Annotated in this window: 19 protein-coding genes; 10 read left to right on the forward strand and 9 right to left on the reverse strand. The window is 62.5% G+C overall.

Going from position 1 to position 21,131, the window contains the following annotated elements:
* Nucleotides 1–18 precede the first annotated feature (18 nt).
* Complete coding sequence (locus tag QX041_RS22250; protein WP_316164510.1) at nt 19–1,218, reverse strand: IS256 family transposase; 1,200 nt, start codon at nt 1,216–1,218, stop codon at nt 19–21.
* 201 nt (nt 1,219–1,419) lie between these two features.
* On the opposite strand from QX041_RS22250, the gene QX041_RS22255 reads away from it, so the two are divergent.
* On the forward strand, nt 1,420–1,629 hold the full coding sequence (locus QX041_RS22255) for a helix-turn-helix transcriptional regulator (protein ID WP_315750443.1): 210 nt from the start codon (nt 1,420–1,422) through the stop codon (nt 1,627–1,629).
* Nucleotides 1,630–2,240: 611 nt separating this feature from the next.
* Here QX041_RS22255 and QX041_RS22260 read toward each other — a convergent pair.
* Complete coding sequence (locus QX041_RS22260) at nt 2,241–2,795, reverse strand: hypothetical protein (RefSeq protein ID WP_315827669.1); 555 nt, start codon at nt 2,793–2,795, stop codon at nt 2,241–2,243.
* Nucleotides 2,796–2,964: 169 nt separating this feature from the next.
* Nucleotides 2,965–4,185: a glycosyltransferase gene (locus QX041_RS22265; protein WP_315827670.1), complete on the reverse strand. Its 1,221-nt coding sequence runs from the start codon at nt 4,183–4,185 to the stop codon at nt 2,965–2,967.
* A gap of 101 nt (nt 4,186–4,286) precedes the next feature.
* Between QX041_RS22265 and QX041_RS22270 the strand changes: the two genes are divergently transcribed.
* The 3 genes from QX041_RS22270 to QX041_RS22280 all read left to right on the forward strand — a co-directional run bounded on the left by QX041_RS22270 (nt 4,287) and on the right by QX041_RS22280 (nt 7,234).
* Nucleotides 4,287–5,162, forward strand: coding sequence for a DUF6502 family protein (locus QX041_RS22270; RefSeq protein ID WP_315714183.1), 876 nt, complete (start codon nt 4,287–4,289; stop codon nt 5,160–5,162).
* The gene (locus QX041_RS22275) at nt 5,159–6,358 is read left to right on the forward strand and encodes a hypothetical protein (protein WP_315714184.1); all 1,200 of its coding nucleotides are present in this window, start codon (nt 5,159–5,161) and stop codon (nt 6,356–6,358) included. The genes QX041_RS22270 and QX041_RS22275 overlap by 4 nt, the downstream gene beginning before the upstream one ends.
* Before the next feature lie 747 nt (nt 6,359–7,105).
* On the forward strand, nt 7,106–7,234 hold the full coding sequence (locus QX041_RS22280) for a hypothetical protein (protein ID WP_315714185.1): 129 nt from the start codon (nt 7,106–7,108) through the stop codon (nt 7,232–7,234).
* A gap of 43 nt (nt 7,235–7,277) precedes the next feature.
* On the opposite strand, the gene QX041_RS22285 is transcribed toward QX041_RS22280, so the two are convergent.
* From QX041_RS22285 to QX041_RS22305, 5 genes are read right to left on the reverse strand one after another with little or no spacing between them, the layout of a single operon-like run.
* Complete coding sequence (locus QX041_RS22285) at nt 7,278–8,129, reverse strand: ABC transporter permease (protein ID WP_315714186.1); 852 nt, start codon at nt 8,127–8,129, stop codon at nt 7,278–7,280.
* 15 nt (nt 8,130–8,144) lie between these two features.
* The gene (locus tag QX041_RS22290; RefSeq protein WP_315714187.1) at nt 8,145–8,993 is read right to left on the reverse strand and encodes an ABC transporter ATP-binding protein; all 849 of its coding nucleotides are present in this window, start codon (nt 8,991–8,993) and stop codon (nt 8,145–8,147) included.
* Nucleotides 8,990–10,036: an ABC transporter substrate-binding protein gene (locus QX041_RS22295; RefSeq protein WP_315714188.1), complete on the reverse strand. Its 1,047-nt coding sequence runs from the start codon at nt 10,034–10,036 to the stop codon at nt 8,990–8,992. Before QX041_RS22295 ends, QX041_RS22290 begins: the two co-directional genes overlap by 4 nt.
* Nucleotides 10,037–10,085: 49 nt before the next feature.
* A complete protein-coding gene (locus QX041_RS22300; protein ID WP_315714189.1) occupies nt 10,086–11,303 on the reverse strand; it encodes a CaiB/BaiF CoA-transferase family protein in 1,218 nt (405 codons plus the stop codon).
* Nucleotides 11,303–12,238, reverse strand: a complete 936-nt coding sequence (locus QX041_RS22305; protein ID WP_315714190.1) for a hydroxymethylglutaryl-CoA lyase — start codon at nt 12,236–12,238, stop codon at nt 11,303–11,305. The genes QX041_RS22300 and QX041_RS22305 overlap by 1 nt, the downstream gene beginning before the upstream one ends.
* Before the next feature lie 101 nt (nt 12,239–12,339).
* Between QX041_RS22305 and QX041_RS22310 the strand changes: the two genes are divergently transcribed.
* From QX041_RS22310 to QX041_RS22335, 6 genes are all read left to right on the forward strand, one after another.
* Nucleotides 12,340–13,248, forward strand: a complete 909-nt coding sequence (locus QX041_RS22310) for a GntR family transcriptional regulator (RefSeq protein WP_315714191.1) — start codon at nt 12,340–12,342, stop codon at nt 13,246–13,248.
* 259 nt (nt 13,249–13,507) lie between these two features.
* On the forward strand, nt 13,508–14,167 hold the full coding sequence (locus tag QX041_RS22315; RefSeq protein WP_315714192.1) for a TetR/AcrR family transcriptional regulator: 660 nt from the start codon (nt 13,508–13,510) through the stop codon (nt 14,165–14,167).
* A 173-nt stretch (nt 14,168–14,340) separates the two neighbouring features.
* Nucleotides 14,341–15,948 carry a DUF2306 domain-containing protein gene (locus QX041_RS22320; RefSeq protein ID WP_316166539.1) on the forward strand — a complete coding sequence of 536 codons (1,608 nt, stop codon included), beginning with the start codon at nt 14,341–14,343 and terminating at the stop codon, nt 15,946–15,948.
* A 152-nt stretch (nt 15,949–16,100) separates the two neighbouring features.
* Nucleotides 16,101–16,559, forward strand: coding sequence for a 4-oxalocrotonate tautomerase family protein (locus tag QX041_RS22325; RefSeq protein ID WP_315714194.1), 459 nt, complete (start codon nt 16,101–16,103; stop codon nt 16,557–16,559).
* Nucleotides 16,560–17,535: 976 nt separating this feature from the next.
* The gene (locus QX041_RS22330) at nt 17,536–18,738 is read left to right on the forward strand and encodes an ABC transporter substrate-binding protein (RefSeq protein ID WP_315714195.1); all 1,203 of its coding nucleotides are present in this window, start codon (nt 17,536–17,538) and stop codon (nt 18,736–18,738) included.
* Between the two features lie 63 nt (nt 18,739–18,801).
* Nucleotides 18,802–20,478, forward strand: a complete 1,677-nt coding sequence (locus QX041_RS22335; protein ID WP_315714196.1) for a long-chain-fatty-acid--CoA ligase — start codon at nt 18,802–18,804, stop codon at nt 20,476–20,478.
* Nucleotides 20,479–20,531: 53 nt separating this feature from the next.
* On the opposite strand, the gene QX041_RS22340 is transcribed toward QX041_RS22335, so the two are convergent.
* Nucleotides 20,532–21,050: a helix-turn-helix domain-containing protein gene (locus tag QX041_RS22340; RefSeq protein ID WP_315714197.1), complete on the reverse strand. Its 519-nt coding sequence runs from the start codon at nt 21,048–21,050 to the stop codon at nt 20,532–20,534.
* Nucleotides 21,051–21,131 lie beyond the last annotated feature (81 nt).

Here is a 21,131-nt window from a genome sequence, read left to right on the forward strand (position 1 = left end):
CGGCTGGAGCCGGGCCTGTCAGCTGGCGATAGCCGTGAGGCTGACGTTCGGATCATCGCTCAATGGCGCGATGGTTTCCAGCGTCATGTAGCGGGCGCGTTGGACCGCCCATTCATCGTTCTGTTCGAGCAGGACAGCTCCGATGAGGCGGACGATAGCGTCCTCATTGGGGAAGATGCCGACCACCTCGGTGCGCCGTTTGATCTCGCCGTTGAGGCGTTCGATCGGATTGGTGGAGTGCAACTTGGTCCGATGCTGCGGCGGGAACGTCATGTAGGCAAGCACGTCGGTCTCGGCCTCGTCGAGGAAGCCGGCAAGCTTGGGCAGCTTGGGACGGAGCTGATCGGCGACCTTGCGCCATTGGGTGCGAGCGGCCTCGGCATCGTCCTGGGCAAAGGCCGTGGCGATGAAGGCGGAGACCACGCGCCGTCCGCTCTTGCCGGCATGAGCCAGCACGTTCCGCATGAAGTGGACGCGGCAGCGTTGCCAGCTGGCGCTGAGCACCTTGGTCACGGTGGCCTTGATGCCCTCGTGGGCGTCGGACACCACCAGCTTGACGCCGCGCAAGCCGCGGCGGGCCAGCTTGCGCAGGAAGGCGGTCCAGAACGTCTCGGCCTCGGACGGCCCGATGTCCATGCCGAGAACCTCGCGCCGGCCGTCGCTGTTGACGCCGACTGCAACGATCACCGCGACGGAGACGATGCGCCCCTGCTGGCGCACCTTCACATAGGTGGCGTCGATCCAAAGATAGGGCCAGTCACCCTCGATTGGACGGCCGAGGAAGGCCTTCACTTTGTCGTCGATCTCGCCGCACAACCGACTGACCTGGCTCTTGGAGATGCCGGTCATGCCCATCGCCTGCACCAGATCGTCGACCGAACGGGTCGAGACGCCCTGAACGTAAGCCTCCTGAACCACGGCGGTGAGCGCCTTCTCGGCCATGCGCCGCGGCTCCAGGAAGCCGGGGAAATAGGAGCCCTTGCGCAGCTTTGGGATGCGCAGCTCCACCGCACCGGCGCGGGTCTCCCAGATCCGGTCGCGGTAGCCATTGCGCTGGGCCAGACGTTCGGGGCTCTTCTCGCCATAGGCAGCCCCGGTCTGGCTCTCGACCTCCAGCTCCATCAGGCGCTGGGCCGCAAAGCCGATCATCTCGCGCAGCAGATCGGCGTCTGGGGTCTTCTCTACCAGCGTGCGCAGGTTCATCATGTCTTCGGTCATCGGTGGTTCCTCGGTTGCGTTGGCGTGTCGCAACCCGATCCTACCGGAGAACTGCCGGTGACCACCGCAAAGCCGCCCGCCCGCTACGGCGCTATTTGGGAGCGCGCGTCCGGGCGGCTTTGCTCCACCGAGCTACACCACCTCCGGGGACACGACCAGCAGGCGAACCGCTTTGGCATGCCAATAGATTTTCGCTCACGAATGAACGATTTGCGGGATACTGTTGCTCGGAATTTGCGTCGCCTCCGAACGGGGAAGGGCTGGACGCAGGAGGAGCTTGCGTTCCGAGCAAAAGTCGATCGGAGCTATGTCAGTCAGCTGGAGACAGGCGTATACAGCGCATCTGTGACGATGCTCGGTAAGCTGTCCAAGGCGCTCGGCGTAGAGCCCAGCGAATTTCTAAAACCTTGACCAGAGCCTCTGGTGCTCGTTTCGCTGGGGTGCTCTGGCAGAATTGGCGACAATCGCTCGGGCTGTCCCCTATAGTGAAGACCAGCCACGTCGGCCGATCGGCCAGCGCCAGTAGCCCTCTATACTTGGGAGTCGCGCGACCGGGCCCAGCTTGGTGCGGTATTGGTGCGTGAGGATTTGAAGTAAGTACTGATCCCGCTAACGCGTTGATCGTCCGTGAGACCTTATCACCCTAGGGCTGCGACCGGGCCGTTATGGGCGGCAAGCTATCGATCGGCTTCGTTGATTTTGCTGCGTTCTCGTTCGATTTCGATTGAGTTCGTTGCGGCTTGTTCGGATCGTTCTGGTGCGAGACTGGTGCGGCCCGTTGGGGGCAACATCCTCTCTAGGCTGAAACAGAGGGCGATTCTAGGAAACCTTAAGATCACTTGGCAATCAGGGGGCCACCTCGTGTTGTCCGGAAGCCATCATTGGTACACAATGCATTTTCCGAGAGCTGGGAAGCGGGTATCGACAAATTCACGATACACGACTTGAGGCGCAGCTTACGCACCGTCATGCCGCGCGCGTCTACGTCCCATCAATAAGAAGCCCGCCGGCAATCTGGGCCGTCAGCGCGAGAGCAGGGGGGGTCCGGCAGAGGGCAGCGGACGAGGCACTGACGACTGCACAGTCGATGACTGCGCCCGGGGTTGCGAGAGTCTATGCTGCGGGATCGGGGCCGCCTGCTGCTGGGACAGCGACGAAGGCGGGGTTGTTGACATTCTCTGTCTGATGTCGTCTGCGACAGCTTGCAGCGTCGCAATGTTCTGGGCCATCAGCTCTTGCTTGGCGGTGAGTTGCTCTACGCTGCGCCGCACGACATCGAGATTGAACGCCAGGGGCTCAAGCTGCTGCATCGGGTCCGGGGCAGTTGAAGCAATGGCTGGCGACTTCGTCGTCGAGACGGATAACAACCAGCCCAGCGATGGAACCCGGGCCACTACCTTGTCCCTTGCTGCGTCACCGTAGGACTGCCAGGCAAGGGTGGCGCCGATACCGATGAGAACTGCAATAACAAACCGGGCAAGGGTATGGAGTGTTCGCCTGCCAGTCGACGGCCGGTCGCTCGCGATATTGTCGTCGTTGAGGCCGGAGGGGCGAGGAGAACGGCCAGGCGGTTTCATGGGCCGTCCAATCCGCGGATCGAATCGGGCGTTTGGATCGCGCGCAGGCCCGTCCCACGCATTCTCTACGAGAGGTATGCTTTGCGAGTACATAAGTAGCTCCTTCCTGACTATTCACGGATCGTGATCGCGAGCTGAGCCGGCGCGACGAGTTTCAGCACAATCAGTCTCAGCAATGTCGATTTTCCGGACCCGTTCCGATTGTTCCGGGACGTGAAGCCAGGGTCGACCGGCTTGATGCCTTAGTCGTCACGGCATGGCGATAGACAGTTTCGATTCCTTTCCCGAAGGCGTCGACGGAATATTGCGTCGTTGCGCGAAGCCGGGCGGCATGGCCCATGCGCCAGCGCCGCTCCGGATCGCGGAGCAATGTTTCGATCGCTTCCGCCAACCGAACATGATTGCCGGGTGGAACGGTAATGGCCTCGATGCCGTGGCGCGCCACGCGTGGAACGGCCGTGTCAAGCCATGTATTGATGATCGGCCGTCCCGCCGCCATCGCTTCCAGTTGAGCGATGCCAAATGTTTCCGCATTGGTCAGGGACGGCAGGACAAAGACGTCCGCTGTACACATGAGACTGGCGAGTTTGGCCTTCGGAGCGGAGCCGAGCAGGCGGACGCGATCCGCGACGCCGAGGCTATGAATCATTCGTTCAAGCCGTGCCCGTTCTGGACCCTCGCCGATGATCCAGACCTCAAAGCGGTGGCCGACCGCCGCTCGCACCAGCACATCGAAGCCCTTGTAGGGGACGAGTTGCCCGCAAGCCAGCACGAGCCGTCCACGATCGCGTTCGGCAGCGTCATTGTCGCGCGGCTCTGGCCAATCGTACTTCGAGGCATCGACGCCGAACGGAACGACGTGACATTTCTCAGCGAATTCCTGCAGCAGCGGGCTGCTGTACAGCAGAATGGCATTGGACACGATGATTGCGTCCGCCTGCCGCAGCGTCCGGCGCAACAGCGGTTTCATAAACCACCTCAGTCCGGCATGCGAAGCGATGTCCGCATGGTAGTGCACGACCAAAGGTCGATCGCGGCCCAACCCCAGGGCGAGCATGAGATCGGCGAGCGAAAACGGTGCATGAAGCGCGAGCAGATCGTGATCGGCGACCTGGCGCCACAACCGCAGCGGATAAGTCGGCGCGGCCGGAAGCGAACCTACATCGCCGAACGAGCGCACGCGCTCGATCGTAACGCCGTTCACGACGATGCGCCGTTGCCCGTTCGACTTGGAGCAGACCAGCACGCAGGCGGTGAACGCGTTTTTCAGTCCTGCGCATATGTCGCGGATCACCGACGGGGCTCCGCCGAACAGGTCGGGATAGCAGTCATTGAAGATGTGAAGCACCGAGAGGCGCCGAGAGGGAGCGAGCATAGCCGAACTCTCCATGACTGAGCGCCTCCTGTATATGTGGGAAAATTTCACACGTCAATTGATCTCGACGGAAAAGTGGGATTGTATCCCACGGGACTCGCCGCTACAATTTCGCCATGAACGCCAAATCCCGGAGATCGAAGTCGGCTTCACATCAGCCGATTGCGGCGGCGAGCCTGCGCGCGCCCTTGGCGCGCCTGCTGCGCCCGCTGGTGCGGCTATGCATCCGCGGTGGAATGACATTTCCTGAGCTGGCTCAGCTGTTGCGAGAACTCTTCGTCAATGTTGCCGAGCACGACTTTGCCCTGGAGGGAAAGGAGCAGACCGACAGCCGCGTGAGTCTGCTCACCGGAATTCACCGCAAGGAGGTTGCGCGGCTGCGCGGCGCCGGTGCGCCGGTCAATGAAACGCCTGCCACTCTGTCGCTGACCAGCGCGATCATGGCACGCTGGCTCGCCGCTCCGGAGTTCACGGACGCGAACGGCGATCCGCTGCCCTTGCCGCGCATGGCCAGTGGCGATGCGCCCTCGTTCGAGCAGCTCGTCAGTTCGATCACGAAGGATGTCCGCCCGCGCGCAGTGCTGGATGAATGGCTGGACCGCGAGCTCGTGACCATCAACGGCGATGAAGAGATCGTGTTGGTGGATACCGGCTTCGTTCCGCGCGGCGACGACGAGCGCAAATGGCACTATCTCGGCCGTAACCTGCATGATCATATCGCGGCAGCCGCCGAAAACGTATCCGGGCCAGCACCCCGTTTCCTCGAACGCGCGGTGCACTATGACGGCCTTTCAGCCAAGCTCGCAAAACGTCTCGAAGGGCGTTCGCGCGAACTGGCCATGGACGCCCTGAAGATCGCCAACCGGGAAGCAAACCGCGCGCTCGCCAGGGACAAGGGCGGCGACCACCGCTGGAATTTCGGCATCTACATTTACAGCGAAGGTCCGGACGACGCGGCGAATGGTGATGCTGACGAAGGCGGCTCGTCATGACCAGGCAGCCCGTCATCTCGCGCCGCTCGTTGCTTATGGGACTCTGGCTTGCCGGATCGTCCTCCGCCTGGGCGCAGGTGCGCCGCGGCAGCGATCAGGGTATCGGCGGCACCGGTATCACACGTGGCCACGATCAGGGCATCGGCGGCACCGGCATTGTTGGCGTCATTCAGCGTTTCGGCAGCATTTTCGTCAACGGCCAACGCATCAGCTATGCGCCGAACGTCCCGGTGCGGATCGATGGCGAACCGGTATCGGCGAAGGCGCTCAAGATCGGACATCTGGCTCGTGTGCTGGCGCTGCCGCAGGCGAACGGTTCGCTGATCACCCGCGGCGTCAACGTGGTCAGCGAGGTGATGGGGCCGATCGAAAGCGTCAGGGACGGCGAGATGACCGTGCTGGGCCAGCGGATCATAGCGGCCGGCCACGAAAGCTGGCGCCATCCGGGCGTCAATGTCGCGGTCTTCGGGGTGCGCCGCATCGACGGCGTGATCGTCTCAAGCCTGGTCGAGCAACGCCTTAACGCGACAACGCGGGTTTCCGGACCACTCGAACGCGATCGCGGCGGCCTGCGAATAGGCGGGTTGCGACTCAACGGCGCCGATGCCGCACTCGTCGGACAACGTGTTCAGGCTGAGGGCCGCGTTACGCAAGGCGTGATGCAGATCTCGCGCATAAGGGCTGACGACCTCTCTGATTTCTTCGGCGCGAACCGTCTGTCGATCGAAGGCTATGTCCGCCGCGTCGGCAGCTATCTGCAATTCGGCTCGGGCTATGTCGCGCATGACAATAGTCGCTTCGCATCCTCAGGCAATGCCCGCGTGGTCGTGAACGCCACCTTTGACAGTTCCCGTGGCTTGCGGGTTGAATCCATCCAGTCCGTCAACAAATTTCCGGGTGACTCGATCCAAGGTACGAGATCCGAGCAAACTCCGGGCGCGACGCCCGGCGGCTCGGACGTCCCGGGCGGCGCTACTGTGCCAGGCGGCGGTCCTCCCGGGCTGGGCGGTGGCGGTCCTCCAGGCCTTGGCGGCGGCGGTCCTCCCGGCCTTGGCGGCGGCGGTCCTCCCGGCCTTGGCGGCGGCGGTCCTCCCGGCCTTGGCGGTGGCGGTCCTCCAGGCCTTGGCGGCGGCGGTCCTCCCGGCCTGGGCGGCGGCAGTCCTCCCGGCCTGGGCGGCGGCCGCGGCCGGCGATGAGCAACGAAGATATGGCAGAGCGGGCGAGAGGCGCGCGCTCGCAGCGTCGTCCAGCTTCGCTATGCGATTCATCGCGAGCAACTTGCGCTGCGAACAGCTAGCCCGAGTTCGCGGATTCGCGCTCGAAAATCGGGATTTTGCGATTTTTTTGGCGAGCTAAGTAATTGATCTGCAAAGGGTGGGGTGTTCGATTTCGGGCGAGAATGGTTGTAGTGAAGACCTCCCCGATTCCCAAGGGCGTGGCGATGCGGGTGGATCCGCCGCGCGATGTTTCTGCGACGCACGGAGCGACGAGCCCGCGGCTGAGCAGAATATGAACAACCCGACGGCGCTCGCCGCTCTGGCGAGCGCCGTCTCGCAGACGGTGCGACGACAGAAGATTGGCTGAGTTTCCGCTGATCGGCGGAGAGACGTTTGGTGGATCGAAGCGGATGCGGAGAGCACGCTATCTTGCCGGCGATGACAACTCGATTGAGACGTCGAGCGCGCTATTGTGTCTGTGTTGCCCCGCGATCCTGACGAGGACATGTGCGCCCGCTTGGCAGGCGGGGCTGAGCACGGACTCTCGGATGGACCACCAGATGTCATCACCGCGAGATCACGACGGAAGCCGGACCAATGCTATGTTGTCGACCGCTCGTGTGCAGCCGTGTAGTATCGAACAGAGGAGACGATCACGTCGAAGATGAAGGCGGAGAGACGCCCGATGTAAGCGTCCGGCCGCTGCACATGGCCTCAGATCTTGACATGATCGGCCGGCTCGATCGCCGCCGGGTGCACGGTGACGATGTCGGAAGCGGCCGCGATCTGTGCAAGCTCGGCGTCTACGCGCTTACGTTCTGCCGCGAGCTCATTGACCTTCGGGTTGTGCGCTGAGCGGGATCAGCAGTCCGAGACGAGCTATGGACAGTCGTCTTGGTCAGGCCGCGCGCTCGAACTGCGGCTGCCAGCGGAGCAAGTAGGATTGCAGCGACTGGACGGCGAGCGCCAGCAGGATGCCGACGAACATCATGATGAAGATCGCCACCATCATCTCGCTCGCATTGGCGCGGGCCTCGGCCTCGATGATCAGCTTGCCGAGCCCGCGCTCGGCGCCGATGAACTCGCCGACGATGACGCCGACGAGCGCGAAGGAGACCGCTGGAAGCAGCGAGGCGAACACCCAGGCCAGTGCGGACGGGACGACGACGGTGCGCAGCACGGTCAGCTCGCTCGCGCCCAGCAGCCGGGCCGCGGCGATCTGGTCGCGGTCGACCGCGCGGGTGCCCTCGAAGGTGTTGAAGAAGACGACGAAGAACACGACGAGCCATGCGGTCGCGATCTTGGAGAGATCGCCGAGACCGAAGATCAAGATGACGAGCGGCACCAGCGCGATGCGCGGGATCGAGTTGAGCGCGATGATGTAGGGACCGAACACGCGGGCGAGAAAGTCCGACCGCCCGAGCACCACGCCGGCGGCGATGCCGGTCAGCGCGCCGAACAGAAAACCCCACCAGGTGTTCTTGAGCGTGACGAGGGTCGCGGTCCACAGATTGTTGTCGGTGGCTCCGATGCAGGCGACGACTCCGGCGGGGTCGCTGAAGCAGCCGAGGCGCAGAAAACTCTGCCAGATCAGCGAGGGCTTTGCGACGAAGTAGGGATCGAGGATCTTCGGCACATAGGCTTTGGGCAGCAGCGCCTTGCTCCACTCGAAGCCCCATTGCCAGACCACGAGCACAATGACCAGGATGGCGATCTGCCAGAACAGGATGGCGGCGCGACGGGTCGACATGATCGGTCAGCCTTCTCAGTCAGCCTTGGTGCGGCGGAATTCTTCGCCGAGCGAATGCCAGATATGGGAATAGAGCCGGCCGAACTCGGCGGTCTCGCGCAGGCTCACGGGGTCGCGCGGCCTGGAGAATGACACTTCGAAATCATCCTTGAGGCGCCCCGGCCGGGCCGACAGCAGGATGATGCGGCTGGCGAGCGTCAGCGCCTCGCCGAGATCGTGGGTCACGAACAGCACGGTCTGCCGCTCGCGCTCCCAGATCTCGAGCAGGGTCTTGTGCATCTCGAGCTTGGTGTGGGTATCGAGCGCGCCGAACGGCTCGTCCATCAGCAGGATCTCCGGCGCGAGGATCAGCGTGCGCATCAGCGCCACGCGCTGCCGCATGCCGCCGGACAGCATGCGCGGAAAGCTGCGGCCGAAGCCTTGCAGCCCGGCCTTGCCGATGGCCTCGGTGACGCGCTGCGCGCGCTCCGGCTTCGGCACGCCGGCGATCTCCAGGCCGTAGCCGATGTTCTGCTCGACCGTCCGCCACGGAAACAGCGTGTCGCGCTGGAACACGTAGCCGACCCTTGGATTCACCTTGCCGGTCTCGACCGTGTCGCCGTCGATCAGGATGCGCCCGCCCGAGCGCGGCAGCAGCCCGGCGACCATGTTGAGGATCGTGCTCTTGCCGCAACCGGACGGACCCAGGAGGGCAACGAATTCGCCCTCCCGCACATCGAAGGACACGTTGTCGACGGCGACAAATTCGCGGCCGCCGGTGCTGTAGGTCTTCATCAAACCCTGCACCGCGATCCGGGTGCGTTCCGCGGCAGGGCTCTCCGCGCCGCGCACCGAGGCGAGGCCTGCATTGGAGGGCGGCATCATTTGGTCTTCGCCTTCGCCGCCGCGAGGAAGCTGGGATCGACGATGTCCTCGTACTTGATCTCGGGAATGTCCGTCCCCTTGCGGTACCAGGGCTTGGCGCCGCGTGCATAGGACGCGGGGTCGATGCTGCCGTCATAGGCCCAGGTGGCGGTGTCGAAGCCGAGCTCGGCGCTGACCGCTTCGGGATCGATGCCGGAGAAGTACTTCGGCGTCATCAGCGCCTGCACCTCGGCGAGCGGCGTGGCCTTGACCCAGGCCATGGCGCGGGTGATCGCATTGACGAAGGCCTGCACCAGCGCCTTGTCCTGCTCGATCGTGTCCTTCAAGGCGTAGATGACGAGCACCGGGACCGTGCCGCCGAAATCCTTCTCGAACAGTCCGGGCTTGGAGGTGTCGTAGATCACCTTGCCGAAGCCCTTCTTCTCGACCTCGACGATCCAACTCGGCGGCGCCATGATGGCGTCGAACTGCTTGGTCTGCAGCGATGGAAACATCGTGTTCGGTCCGCCGCCTGCGACCCAGTTCACCTTGTCGCCCAGGCCGCGCGACTCGAACACATAGGTGCCGTAGACCCAGGTGCCCGATCCGATCGCCGTGGCGGCGACGATCGGCTTCGCACCGTCGGCGCGCCTGGAGGCGGCGAGCGCCTCGACCGAGGTGATGCCGCTGTCGTAGAGATCACGTCGCACCACGATGTTGGCGTAGGAGCAGACCATCTCGGTTGCCAGCAGGATCTTGCACGGTTTGCCGCGTGCCGTGAGCTGCAGCGGGTGGCTGGCGTCGCCATGCGCAAACAGCGCTTGATCGGCGGCGAGCGTCTGGCGGCCGAAGGTGCCGGAATTGCCGGTGAGGAGCTTGGGATCGAGGCCCTCGTCCTTGAAGTAGCCCTTCAGCTCCGCGATCATTGCAATCGCATAGACCGGCGACACCGGTCCGAACGCGATCGACGCAGGCCGCGTCTCGGCCAGCAGCCGTCCTGGCAGCAGCGAAGCGCCCGCGAAGGCCGCGCCGGACGCGAGCGCGCGGCGCCGTGTGATCGTCATGGAATCCTCCCGCAGTTCTTATGTTCTCGACGATGTGCGACGTGACCGCTCACCCTGGCGGCTTCACAGGCGAAATCGTTCCGTCCGCTTCCAGCATGGCAATCTCGTCGGGCAGCAGCCCGATCTCGGCCAGGACGTCGCGCGTGTGCTCGCCGACATCAGGCGGATCGTAGCGGTTCGGCAGCCGTTGCCCGTCCAGCGACACCGGCAGCACCGGCGTCTTGGCGCGACGGCCGTCGGGCATGCGGATCTCGGTCAGGCCGCCCGATGCGTTGAGATGCGGATCGTCGAACAGGTCGCCGGGCTTGTTGACCGGCGCGTAGGGCAGCTCGAGCCGCTCCAGCACCGCGGCGAGATCGTCCCTCGCCCACGTCCTGAAGATCGCGGCGATCTCGGGGATCAGCCAGCCGCGATGATCGACCCGGCCCTGCGCGGTGGCGAAGCGCGGATCGTCCAGCCATTCCGTGCGCTCGAAGGCGCGGCAGAACGCCACCCATTGCTCCTCGCCGACGATGGTCACGAACAGCTTCGAGCCGTCCTTTGTGTCGAACAGATCGTAGACCGGCCACGGGCTGTCCTTGATCGAATAGGGGATCGAGGGCTGGCCGGTGACGACCTCGTACATCATGGCCTGCGCCATCAGGAACACGTTGTTCTCATACAGCGCGCTCTGCACGTAACGGCCACGCCCGGTGCGCTGACGCTCGGCCAGCGCGGCCTGGATCGCGATCACCCCGAACATGCCGCCCATGATGTCGTTTACCGAGGCTCCGGCGCGCATCGGGCGATCAGGCAGGCCGGTCATGTAGGCGAGGCCCCCCATCATCTGCACGACCTCGTCGAGCGCGAGGCGGTTCTCGTAAGGCCCCGGCAGGTAGCCCTTCAGCGAACAGTAGATCAGCTGCGGGGCGACCGCCGCCACGGACTCGTAGTCGAGCCCAATGCGCTTCATCAGCCCGGGGCGGAAATTCTCGATCAGCACGTCGCTGCGCGCGATCAGCTTGCGCGCAACATTCTGGCCCTGCGCCGTCGACGTATCGAGCGCGATGCTGCGCTTGTTGCGGCAGTAGGTGGCGAAAAAGCCGGCCGCCGGTCCCTTGAAGGAACGGGTGCGATCGCCCTTGATCGGCTCGACCTTGATCACGTCGGCGCCGAGATCGGCGAGGATGAGTCCGCAGCTCGGACCCATCACCATCTGGCTGAACTCGACGACGCGCACGCCCTCGAGCGGCCGAAGCGGAGCGTCGTGCTCTCGGGCCGCGCCCATCACGCTGCCCTCCGCAGCACCTTGGGGATGCCGGCCTCGTGCAGATGGCCGGTGAGGTGCTTCGGCGCGATGTGACGGGCCAGGATCTCGCGCGTGAGCATCAGCCGGTCCAGATCGATCCCGGTCGATAGACCCATGCGCTCGAGCATGAACACGAGATCCTCGGTGACGATGTTGCCGCGGGCGCCCGGCGCGAACGGACAGCCGCCGAGCCCGGAGACCGCGGCATCGAAGCGGCGGATGCCGGCCTCAAGGCCGGCGACCGCGTTCGCGAGGCCGGCGCCGAGCGTGTCGTGCAGGTGCAGGCGCAGCGTGATATCCGGCCCGATCTCGCGCCGGACGGCCGCAACGACCTGCTTGACGAGCGTGGGCGTCGCGTAGCCGACGGTATCGGCAAGACCGATCTCGTCGGCCCCCGCCTCGACGAAACGGCGCGCCAGATCGCAGACCGCCGCCTCGCTGACATCGCCTTCGAGCGAGCAGCCGAACGAGGTGGAGATCGCGCCCATCAATTGCGGCCGCTCGGCGGCCGGCCGGGCATCGATCGCGGCGCGCACGGCATGGAAGGCTTCGACCTGCTCGGCGACCGTACGGCGGACATTGGCGCGGTTATGGGTCTCGCTGGCCGAGATCACAAAATAGATGTTGTCCACGCCTGCGGCGATGGCGCGCTCCGCGCCCTTGAAATTGGGGACCAGCGCGCCGATCCTCGTCTCTCGATGAGACAGCGCATGGGCCATCACCGCATCGACATCAGCGAATTGCGGCACGACCTTCGGCGGCACGAAGGAGCCGGCATCGATCTCGCGCACCCCTGCGGCCGCGATGGCGTCGATCAGCGCGCACTTCGCTTCGGTCGGCACGAACATGTCGAGGTTCTGCAGGCCGTCGCGCGGCGCGACCTCGCAGATATGGACGTCCGGCTCACGGATCATTGGCGTTGCTTCCCCGTCGCTCGCTTCTCGATTGTACATTTTTCATATAAAGAACAATCCGGCCGACGATCTGTCAAGCTGAAAGAGGTTTCCTCGGCATCATGACCGATTGGGACACATCGCCCTCCGCTGCACGGACGGGCACGACCGACCGCGCCGAGCAGCTCGCCGGCCTGATCCTGGCGTTCGCACGCCGCGAAGGCATGAAGGCCGGGGACCGCCTGATCGAGCAAAGGCTGGCCGATGCGCTCGACGTGTCGCGTGCGCCGATCCGGCTCGGGCTGAAGGCCCTGGAGGCGGCGGGGCTGGCGCGGGGCGAGCCCCATCGCGGCTTCGTGCTGACCCAGAACCCGACGAGCGGTGCGGCACGCCCGACGCTCGCCGCGGTGAGCCGCGCCGAGCAGGCCTATGCGGACATCGCGGCCGACGTTCTCGACCGGCGCATCGAGGCCGACGTCACCGAGGCCGAGCTGATGCGCCGCTACGAGCTGAGCCGCACCGAGCTGCAGCGCCTGCTCGATCGCATCGCGGCCGAGGGCTGGATCGCCCGCCTGCCCGGCTATGGCTGGCGCTTCGCCGAGACGCTGTCGAGCCCAGAAGCCCAGGACCAGGCTGCGGCCTTCCGGGCCGTGATCGAGCCGGCAGCGATTCTGCAGCCCGGCTTCGGGCTTCAGCAGGACGTCATCGCGAAGCTTCGCCAGCATCAGCAGCGCGTACTCGGTGGCGAGCTCGACAAGATGACGATCGGCGAGGTCTATCAGTCGGGCTGCGAGTTTCACGAGGAGATCGCGCGCGGCGCCCGCAATCCGTTCTTCGTCGAGTCGCTGCGACGCGTGAACTCGATCCGCCGCCTGTTCGCCTATCGCAGCTTCGCCGATCGAGATGGCATGCGCCGGCACGTCGAGGAGCATTTGCGCCTGCTTAATCTGCTCGAAGCAGGACGTAATCAAGATGCCGCCGAGCTGATGCGAAGTCACCTTCAGCGTCCGCTATCATCGCGCTTGCCTTGAGCTTTTTGGCTCCGCGGCATGTAGTCGGAGCGGAACAGCAAGTAGCAACTTCTGAGCCGTTCGATTGCGATCCCTGGAAGGAGTAACAGCCGGCTATGGGCCGCAAAGGGGAAGCAAGCGTTCGAGGCGGACCCGACGACATACGAGGGGACAGATTGAAGTGTGCCAGAAGTTCGTTGTGATGCACGCCGAATAACACTTTTGAGGTTTTTCTTTTGAGCTTCTGTAGCGCGCAACGATAGTGGTAATAATGTCAATTATGGCTACCGGCACGGCGTTTCCTGATCTCCGCACCAAGTTGATTCATACCACGATCAAGCTGCTGGCCGAGCAAGGTCCGGCGGCCGTTCAAGCTCGGTCCGTGGCCAATGAGGCTGGCGTCTCTACGATGGCTGTTTACAGCCATTTCGGAGGCATGCCGGAGCTATTGCGCGCAGTTGCCGATCAAGGGTTCCGATATCTGGCCTCTGCCTTTGAGGGGACGCCGAAGACCGATGATCCCGTTACAGACGTCTTCCGTTTGGCGTTGTGTTACCGCGACGTGGCCCGGCAGAACCCGCACCTCTACGATCTCATGTTCGGGCTATCAACTCGAGGAGCCTATCGGGCGATCGAGTATGATCCTACTCCGCTGTCTCGCTCGGAATCCCCTGCATTTCAAGAAGCCTTTGGCCATGTGGTTCGAGCCGCGACTCGTCTTATCGAGGCTGGCCGGATCCGCGACGATGATCCGAATGTCATCGCGGTACAGCTGTGGGGCTTCGTTCACGGGTTCATTACCCTCGAATTGGCTGGCCTCTTGGCTCGCTTTGATGACAGCGTCGAACAGATACTTTTCCCGATGGCAATAAATATGTTGGTTGGCCTCGGCGACACGCCGGAACGCGCCGTCACCTCCATGACGCCATGCGTCAGGTGAGGGCATCCGCTCTCTGTTGATCCTTACGCCCGTTCCCTGAAACGAATAGGGACATTCAGCACTCCTTGCGTCTGCACTATAACGATGTTATTGTCGGTTAATAACATCGTTATGGCTGCTCAAGCAGTGACGCCAGCATCTGAACTGGCGCTCGTAACAGAGGGAGGATTTGTATGGCTGTATCAGTTCTGCCTGATTCGCCTCAGGGCCGGTCGACGCCGCTTGTTCGGCTACCAGCAATTCCGTTGCGCATCTGGCTGCTCCGCGCCATCGCGCTGGCGCTCCTCCTGGCTGCGTCCCTTGATGGGTTCGCGGCGATTATGGCGGGGATCGCGTATTACAAAGGAGCCGGGAATTCTGAGATTGCTGCAAAGCGCATCGCGCTGCTGAACGCCGCCGAAGCCGGCCAAGCCGTGGATACTCCCTCAAAAGTCGAGGAGTACGCTGGCAGCACGGTCGCGCTGGTGGGATCGGTCAGTTCGTCCACTTATGCTTATGGCAAGGAGAGCATCGCCGAGCATCTCCTCGTCTACAATGTCATGAGCAAGGAAAAGGCCGCAATGCTCATGGTCCATTCCTTGCTGGGCGGCGTATGCATGCTTTTCGGCGGCCTGCAATTCTGGCCCGCTTTTCGCCGCCGCTTTCCCAAGTGGCACCGCATATCCGGTGGCATCTATATCGTCGTACTGCAGGGCACGATGATCACCGCCATGATCCATCTTGTGCGCACGTCGGTTGCCGACACGCTGGATCATCTGTTTTTCTACGTGGGACTGTGGGGCCTGGCCCTGGGCATATCGTTCAGCCTCTGGATGGCCGTACATGCGTTGTGGCGCAAGCAGATTGCCAACCACCAAGCCTGGATGTGCATAAGCTACGGGCTCTTGCTGAGCACACCCATCCAGCGTTACGGCTGGCTGCTTTTTGGAGCGCTGGATCCGGGCATCCGCTTTACCGAAGCAAATTATGCCGTCACAGGGGTGCTGATCCCCCTTTCTTTGACGGTCGGCTACCTTCTGTTTACGATCAACCGCTGGGTGCAGCCGGTTCGCCGGGCCGAGTCCGCAAGCATGACTGCGGCTTCCGAAAAGCGCGCGCGTCTTGCACGCAACCTCGTGCTCGTGAGTTTCCCTGCCCTCGTCGCCGCCGCCGCCATTGTTGTTCAATACTACATGGTGACCCCCGCGCTGGAGCAGGCTTTCAGCGCCCGAGAATTGGTCCCGGCGGGTGTCATCCACCTTCATGACACCGTGATTGCAAGCGATGTCGTAAGCCGCGCGACGTTTGCTCTGGCGACGTTAGTTGGTTTGTTGAGCGGAGCGCATCTGCTGTGGATCGCCTTCGTCCGACGGCAACCGAACGGTGTTCTGGTTGCGTCGTCCTGGGCGTTGGCGTTCTCCGGCGCCGTCGCGGGAATTGTATTGATGTACTGGGGCCTGCGGATGGGTATGCCGAGCTTCGCTACCCTTGCAGGCGGTTCGATGCACATGATTGGAGGAGCCGCCACTCTGTTGTTCGCGATTCTGCTTGCCTTCGCCTTGCGCCGCGGAGAGGTGGCCTGGGTCAAGGAATGGGGCGTATTCGTCCTCGCCTGCATCGCGGCTACGCCCACCTTCTACTTTCTACTGCCCGTTATGGGCGCGTCCGGATTTGACGCACAGTGGGTGAGGGAGGGCCACATCTTCCGCCTGGCCCTCGCTGGCCAATGGTTGGTGGCGATAATGGGCGCCTTCATCTACGCGGCCTATGGACAAGCAACCCAAAGCAGACTGGCTCGCTGAAACCGGAGCCGCGGTGGCCATCAAGGGCGGGGACGAGTCTTCCTCGCCCACGCGCCGCGACGTGCAGAGCCCGACCCGACGAGTCCAACTGGTGCGATAACCAGAGGGTTTCTCCTGATAGGAGAGGCCACCTACAAAAAGGAGTGATGTCAATGCCAACCTATTATTGCTCCAGCATCGAGGGACGCCTTTCGGGCAGGCAGAAGAGTGCGATTGCGGCTGAGATCACGCGGATCCATGCGGAGGTGACGGGAGCGCCGACCTACTTCGCGCAAGTCATTTTCGACGACGTGAAAGCTGAGAACTACTTCATGGGCGGCGCGCCACTGACGCATGACCAGGTGTTTGTCTACGGTCACATCCGAGGCGGGCGCGCTGCGATCGACAAGACACGAATGATCAAATTGATGGCAGAGGCCGTCGCGGTTGCCGCCTCTGCCGCGGATCACCGCAGCGTATGGGTATATGTCGGCGAGCTTCCAGCGCGGCAGATGATCGAATTTGGTCACGTACTGCCAGAGGCCGGCGATGAACCGGCGTGGACGGCCAATCTGCCGGCAGCGGATCGCGATTTCATGCAATCCGTGGGACCGCAGACAAAGGGCAAATGACAGAAGGGCGGCAACGCCCGCGCCGCGGTTAGCTCGTCGGCAAATAGCGCTCGGACTGCCTGCAAGAGGCTGGCGATTCGATACGCGAAAATGTCAATCAGGGAAGGTCTTCAATGCGTGGCTATACCCGATTCGACATCGACGGCGCTGGGTGGAACCGCTTGGTGGCAACGCGATCCAGGTGATCAATCCCGCCGGCGAGCAGCCGGCAGGACTAATCACTCTAGGAGCGGCTGCGGACGTAGATCGCGCTGTGAAGGCCGCGCGAACGCATTTGCCAGCGTCTCCCGCGGCAGCCGCCAGGAACGGATCGATATCCTTTCCAGAATTTTGAACGTGTACGCGAGGTGTCATGCTGATCTCGGCGCCGCTCGGCAGCAGGTCCCAGCAACAGACCCGGCGGTCGTTGCGCGCACGGTCGGAGATGAACGCGCGGCGCCGGCTCGTCCAGTCCGTAGTAGTTGAGCCGAGCCCTCGCATGGTCGTTGAGGGGAACTCATATCGTGGGCGAGCCTTTCGGCGGCGACTTTGGTCGTCCGAAGGAGCCAACCGAAGTCGGTATGGACGATCAAAATCGAGAGATGTGGCTTGGCTGCGGCGCGTAAAAGCGTGAACGTCTGCTCGCCACCGGTCGGACCCGAAGTAGTTCTATAAAAGAATTGAAATCAGCTTTCGAAGGCGAGCCTCCAGGAGGTACGGTGGCTCAGGGGGCAGCGCACGCATAATCGCGGGCTGCAACAAGTAGATAGTTCAAAGATGACTTCATTTTTCGCTTTTTCGGCCGAAGCGAGCGTGCGCCTAGGTGGTCGTGAGCTTGAGCGGATGGGTCCCGCTCTGGCGATCGAGGGGAAGACTCGGGCGGCTTGACTAGTTCCAAAAAAGAACGTTAGATTGGCGAGGAACGACGGTCGATCAAGGCCGCGCTTTGTTGGATCGTGCCACTCGGGCATGCAATCCTCATTTTTGGGAGGAAGTGATGCTGGGGCTCTTCAGGTCTGCTTTCGCGGTGCTGCTTCTGGCGTTCGGGTCATCGGCTTCTGCTGCCGATATGCCGGGGATCACGCCAACGGAGATCAGGATCGGGGGCATCTTTCCCTTTAGCGGTCCTGCTTCGTCGATCGGTCTCGTTGGTCGAGGGCTTCTCGCGTATGTCCAGTCGATTAACGACCGCGGCGGAGTAAACGGCCGAAAGGTCAACTACATTGCGTATGACGATGCCTATAGCCCACCAAAAGCGGTTGAGCATGCGCGAAGGCTCGTCGAAAGCGATGAAGTGGCCTTCATGTTCAGCCAGCTCGGCACGCCCGGCAACTCGGCCACTGCAAAGTATCTGAAGTCGAGGGGCGTGCCGGCGATCGGCATCGTCTCGGGATCGAACAAGTTCACGAATGTGGCGGAGTTTCCGCTGACGACGACCAGTCTGGTCAGCTTCGACACCGAAGGGAAAATCTACGCCAGGTTCCTGACCAAGACGCTGCCGAACGCGAAGTACGCGATTCTGTATCAGAACGATGATCTCGGAAAAGACTACCTCAACGCTTTCAAGGGGGTCCTTAAAGACGAGTTCGACAAGAAGGTCGTCGCAATTGCCTACGAGGTCAGCGAGCCGACGGTGGATTCGCAGGTGGTGAGTCTCAAGAGTTCGGGCGCCGAGGCATTGTTGGTGGCTGGTACCCCGAAGTTCGCGGCGCAGGCAATCCGCAAAGCTGCCGAAATCGGTTGGAAGCCGATGATCGTACTGAACTACCCATCAAGCTCGGTTGGCGCCACGCTGAAGCCCGCAGGTCTCGACAATTCAATAGGCGTCATCGTTGGAACGGTGGCGATGGACCCGACCGACTCGCAGTGGGATAACAACGACGGAATGAAGAACTTTCGAGCATTTGTCGCGCGGTATTTGCCCGGAATCGATATTGCCGACACGAACTATCTGTTCGGGTATACGCAAGGCATGCTGCTCGAACGCCTGCTCAAGCAGTGTGGGGACGATCTGTCGCGCGAAAACATCATCGGGCAGGCCAAGAACCTCAAGAACGTCGCGCTTTCCACGCTGCTGCCTGGGATCACGGTCAATACAAGCGACAAGATCAACATGAATTTCACGCAAATGAGGCTACAGCGCTGGACCGGAACGCGGTGGGATCAATTCAGCGAGGTTCTCGATGCCAGCTCGGAGTGATGAGGTTGGTGGTGTCTCGCTAACGCCGGTGGCGTCAATCGCTGCAGCTGAAATGAGGTTATCGTGAAAGGATTGATGCAGAACCAGCCTTTGCTACTGTCCTCGCTCTTGAAGCATGCGGAGCGCGTCCATTCGCGGACGGAGATCGTTTCGCGCACCGTGGAGGGCTCGATTCATCGCTATACGTATGGGGATGCGGCGCGTCGCACCAGAAAGCTTGCCGATGCTTTGACCCGCCATGGGATCTTGCAGGGCGATCGTGTCGCAACTCTTGCCTGGAACACGTTCAGGCATTTCGAGATCGAGCATGGCGTCACGGGAATCGGTGCAGTATGGCATGCGATCAACCCGAGGCTTATCCCGGATCAGATCAGCTACATTGCTAATCACGCCGAAGACAAAATCCTGTTCTTCGACAGCTCGTTTCTTCCCCTCGTGGAGAAGCTGGCGGCCGGGCTTTCCTGCGTGAAGATGTTTGTCCTGATGGCGGATCGAGCCGGCATGCCAAGGACGACGCTGCCGAATTTGCTGTGCTACGAGGAATTCGTGGACTTGGGAAAGGAGGAGTTTGAATGGCCGGTATTCGACGAACTTTCGGCCTCCTCCCTGTTCTACACGTCGGGGACCACAGGCAATCCCAAGGGCGTTCTCTACTCGCATCGATCGGATATCCTGCATTGCCTCTGCATCTGCGGTGCGTACGCAATGGGCATTGCGCCGCGCGACACGCTTCTGCCGATGACCCCGATGTTTCACGCGAACGGGGCCTGGGGCCTGACCCATGCAGCTCCCATGGTCGGTGCCAAGCTGGTCCTGCCAGGACCCAAAATGGACGGCGCCGCCATTGCGGAGTTGATCGACAGGGAAGGCGTGACCATGACCGCCGGGGTCCCGACACTCTATTCAAACCTACTCCAGTACTTAGAGTCCAGGGGTACCGGTGCTGGGACGCTCGAGCGCATCATAGTTGCCGGTTCGGCGCCCGCGCCCAGCCTGATCGAGGGTCTTGAGCGCCTGGGCGTCTCGGTCAACCATCTGTGGGGCATGACTGAGACGAGTCCTTGCGGTACGTCTTCGCAGCCGTCGCGACGCACGGCGAGCCTTTCCCCGCAGGATCGGCTTCGACGCAAGACCAGCCAGGGGCAGCCGATCTACGGCGTCGACATCAAGATCGCTGACGAGCGGGGCAGTGAGATGCCACGCGACGGAAAATCCAGCGGCCGATTGATGGTGCGTGGACCGTGGATCATCAGCGGTTACTACGGGGAGGACAAGCCGCTGCTGGAGGACGGCTGGTTCAATACCGGGGATCTCGCTGTGATGGATGATGATAATTACATCCAGCTGACCGATCGCGCCAAAGACGTTGTGAAGTCAGGCGGTGAATGGATTTCGTCCATCGACCTGGAAAACCTGGCGAAGGGATGCCCGGGAGTCACGGAGGCGGCCGTGATCGGCGTTCCTCATCCGAAATGGGAGGAGCGACCGCTGCTTATCGTCGTGCCGACATCCGGAGCGACCGTAACGGCGCAATCGATCAGGGCCTATCTGGACAACAAAATCGCCAAATGGTGGATGCCTGACGATATCGTCTTCGTTGACGCGCTCAGCTATGGCGCGACGGGCAAGATCCAGAAGATGGAGCTGCGCCAACGCTTCTCAGGGCATTATTCCGCGCCAGCGCGAGGGGACAGTGCAAGAGTGCCACAGGGCACTTCAGCGCAGAGCAACGCATCGTGATGCGAACCTCATCGAGCCGTCGCCAGTCCCCGCCGAAAGGCAAACGCCCGGGATCACGCTGCTTGTCTGCGGGTCCTTGCCTTGCTCGGCTTCTGTTCGGGAGAGGCCTTCTCGAGCTTCCCGCGCGCGCCGGGGCCCGGATGGGTATGAACTTCCTTCGCCGACAGCGGTTCGCCGCATTCCGAGCACACCATTACGGGATCGAAGACCTTGCCGCATTTCTTATGCTCATGCAGCAGAGGTCGCCCGCGTTCGTCGACCATGTGCGTGTCGCCCCAATGGACGAGCGCCATCATGATCGGATAGAGATCGAGGCCCTTTTGCGTCAGGATGTACTCATGGCGCTTGGGTGAATCCTGATAAGGAATTCGCCGCAACACGCCGTTCCGCACCAGCTTCTTCAGCCGCTCGGCAAGCAGATGGCGCGTGATCCCGAGCGCAGACTGGAAGCCTTCAAATCGTCGGGTGCGCAGAAAGCATTCGCGTAAAATCAGAAGGGTCCAACGGTCGCCAATTACACCTATGGTTCGCGCCAGTGAACATGGCTCTTCCTCGAGGGCATCCCACTTCATTCGTACTTCTCCACTCTTCCAGCGACGGGTCGCTCGAATCGCCAACGCAACCGTCTTTTCAAGAACCATTCTAGATAGGGA

This window comes from Bradyrhizobium sp. SZCCHNRI2009 (assembly GCF_032485115.1).
In the GTDB taxonomy this organism is placed as follows: domain Bacteria; phylum Pseudomonadota; class Alphaproteobacteria; order Rhizobiales; family Xanthobacteraceae; genus Bradyrhizobium.